Annotated in this window: 4 protein-coding genes; all 4 read right to left on the minus strand. The window is 60.4% G+C overall.

What is annotated here, in order from left to right; genetic code table 11:
- Positions 1–981: GTPase HflX (gene hflX / locus EOA86_RS30060; RefSeq protein ID WP_128344953.1), on the minus strand; the 981-nt coding region annotated here is incomplete at its 3' end.
- A complete protein-coding gene (hfq, locus tag EOA86_RS30065; RefSeq protein ID WP_006202172.1) occupies positions 982–1,227 on the minus strand; it encodes an RNA chaperone Hfq in 246 nt (81 codons plus the stop codon). It lies immediately after the preceding gene.
- Positions 1,228–1,372: 145 nt separating this feature from the next.
- On the minus strand, positions 1,373–2,236 hold the full coding sequence (locus tag EOA86_RS30070) for a D-amino-acid transaminase (protein WP_128344954.1): 864 nt from the start codon (positions 2,234–2,236) through the stop codon (positions 1,373–1,375).
- 182 nt (positions 2,237–2,418) lie between these two features.
- Positions 2,419–2,600 (minus strand): helix-turn-helix domain-containing protein (locus tag EOA86_RS30075; RefSeq protein ID WP_281035710.1); only part of this gene is annotated, 182 nt, incomplete at its 5' end.

A 2,600-nucleotide genomic window follows, 5' to 3' on the forward strand; every position in this document is an offset into this window, starting at 1 on the left:
CTGGGCGGCCGTGTCGGGGTCCGAGATATCGCGCAGATGGATGACGAGATCGGCCTCGACCACCTCTTCCAGCGTTGCCCGGAAGGCCGCGATCAGATGCGTCGGCAGGTCCGAAATGAAACCGACAGTGTCCGAAAGGATGACCGGCGTGCCGTGCGGCAGTCGCACCCGACGCAGTGTCGGGTCGAGCGTGGCAAACAGCATGTCCTCGGCCAGCACCTCTGCTCCGGTCAGCCTGTTGAACAGCGTCGACTTGCCGGCGTTGGTATAGCCGACGATCGCCACAACCGGGAACGGCACCTTCTTGCGCTTGGCGCGGTGCAGATCGCGGGTCCGCCGCACTGTTTCCAGCTCGTGCTTCAGCTTGTTGATCTTGTCCTGCAGGACACGGCGGTCCGACTCGATCTGCGTTTCGCCAGGACCGCCAAGGAAACCGGCGCCGCCGCGCTGGCGCTCGAGGTGGGTCCAGCTTCGCACGAGCCGGCCCTTCTGATAGTTGAGGTGCGCAAGATCGACCTGCAGCGTACCTTCCTTGGTGCGCGCACGCTCGCCGAAAATCTCCAGGATCAGCCCGGTGCGATCCAGCACCTTGGCGTTCAATTCTTTTTCCAGATTGCGTTGCTGCACCGGCGTCAACGGATGGTCGACAATAACCAGTTCGGCACGGCCCTCTTTGACGATCTCGGCGAACTCCGCGACCTTGCCGCTGCCGAGCAAGGTTGCAGGCCGCGGATCATTGACGGTCACCACCGCGGTATGGATCGGGTCGAGGTCAATGGCTTGGGCAAGACCAACCGCTTCGTCGTGGCGGGCCTCGGCGGAACGCATCAGGCGCGGACGATTGGTGTCTTCGTCGCCGCGCGGCTGGCGGGTAAGCACCGGCACGATGACCACGGCCCGGGTCGTGCCTTCGGCTTCCGTCCCCGGCTGATATGCTGGTTTTTCGCGAACGCTGCGGTCCGCGTCTTTCTTACGTGCCAATCAGGCGCCCTGGCTTTCCTCGCCATCGAACATCTGAACCGGCTGGCTCGGCATGATCGTGGAAATGGCGTGCTTGTAGACGAGCTGGGAATGGCCGTCTCGACGCAGCAGAACACAGAAATTGTCGAACGAAGTAACCACACCGGTCAGCTTCACGCCGTTGATGAGAAAGATGGTGAGTGGGTTTTTGCTTTTGCGAACTGAATTCAGGAACAGGTCCTGAAGATTTTGCGAGCGTTCCGCCATTGTTCTTGTCTTTCGCCGATCCCCTTCGGTTTGCACCTCAATGCGCCAAATTACCCGGCACGTGTCAAGCGCGCAAACACCATCTTGCCGTCAATAACGACAAGCAGAACGAGATATATTGATGTTCATTCCACCTGTGCGGTTATCAGGCTGGACTTTTTTCCGCAACGTCAAAAAAGGCTTGCCGCAAGGAAAGTGTTATCGAGCCCGGATGGCCATTGGCGACGGGAGCGCCGTCGATCGCCACGATCGGCATGGCGATGGTGGTCGCGGAGCTGATGAAAACCTCGCGCGCAGCCTTGGCCTCGGCGACCGAAAAGCCGCGCTCCTCGATTTTCAGGCCAAGCTTGGCGGCCACTTCGAACAGCGTGGTGCGGGTGATGCCGCGCAGGATGCCGTGCTCGGCCGGACGCGTCACCAGCACACCATCCCTGGTGATGATCCAGGCGTTCGACGATCCACCTTCCTTGACGGTGCCGTCGGCATCGACGAACCAGGCTTCCTGGGCGCCGGCTTCCTTGGCCTTCTGCTTGGCGAGCACATTTGGCAGCAGGCCGACCGACTTGATATCGACCCGATCCCAACGATTCTCCGGCACCGTGATAACCTTGATTCCGCTTTCGGCTCTCTTCGCGGCAGCAGCGGGGTCGGCTTTCCTGGCGGTCACCACCAGCGACGGCTTCGTGCCCGCCGCCGGGAAAATAAAGTCACGACTGGCGACGCCACGCGTCACCTGAAGATAGACCAGGCCATCGGTGACATGGTTGCGGCGAACCACCTCACGCATAATAATCGGCAACACGCCCCGCGTGACCGGCCACTCGATCGACAATTCGGTCAGCGAGCGGTTTAGCCGTCCGAGATGGCGAGGCATATCAACGATGAAGCCGCGCGCTACCTCGCAGACCTCGTAGACGCCATCGGCGAACTGATAACCACGGTCCTCGACATGCACGAAGGCGTCGGCGTGAGCGACATAGCGCCCGTTCACATAGGCAATGCGCGGCATGAGGTCACCCTGGAGAAGTCAGCGCATGACCCCGAAAATCGGAATCGATTTTCGGGGTCATGCGCAAAAATCAAAATGCTACAGCGTCCTTTGAGCGTCCCAAAAGACCCGCGGCGCTGCAGCGCTTTCTTATGCGATTCCGCCGGCGCCGTAACCGATAATTGCGTAGGCCATGATGGAAATCAGACGCCCAGCGACTTCAGCTTGCGGTGAAGCGCCGAGCGTTCCATGCCGATGAACTCGGCCGTTTTCGAGATGTTGCCGCCAAAACGATTGATCTGGGCGATCAGATAGTCCTTCTCGAATTGTTCGCGCGCTTCACGCAACGGCAGCGCCATGATGTGCTGATCGGATTGGTTTGGCG

Origin of the sequence: Mesorhizobium sp. M5C.F.Ca.IN.020.32.2.1, assembly GCF_004023105.1 — a bacterium.
GTDB classification, from domain to species: Bacteria; Pseudomonadota; Alphaproteobacteria; order Rhizobiales; family Rhizobiaceae; genus Mesorhizobium; species Mesorhizobium wenxiniae.

Coding starts and splice junctions, on each gene's coding strand:
- hfq (WP_006202172.1), bottom strand. CDS start 1,227: ATGGCGGAACGCTCGCAAAATCTTCAGGACCTGTTCCTGAATTCAGTT.
- EOA86_RS30070 (WP_128344954.1), bottom strand. CDS start 2,236: ATGCCGCGCATTGCCTATGTGAACGGGCGCTATGTCGCTCACGCCGAC.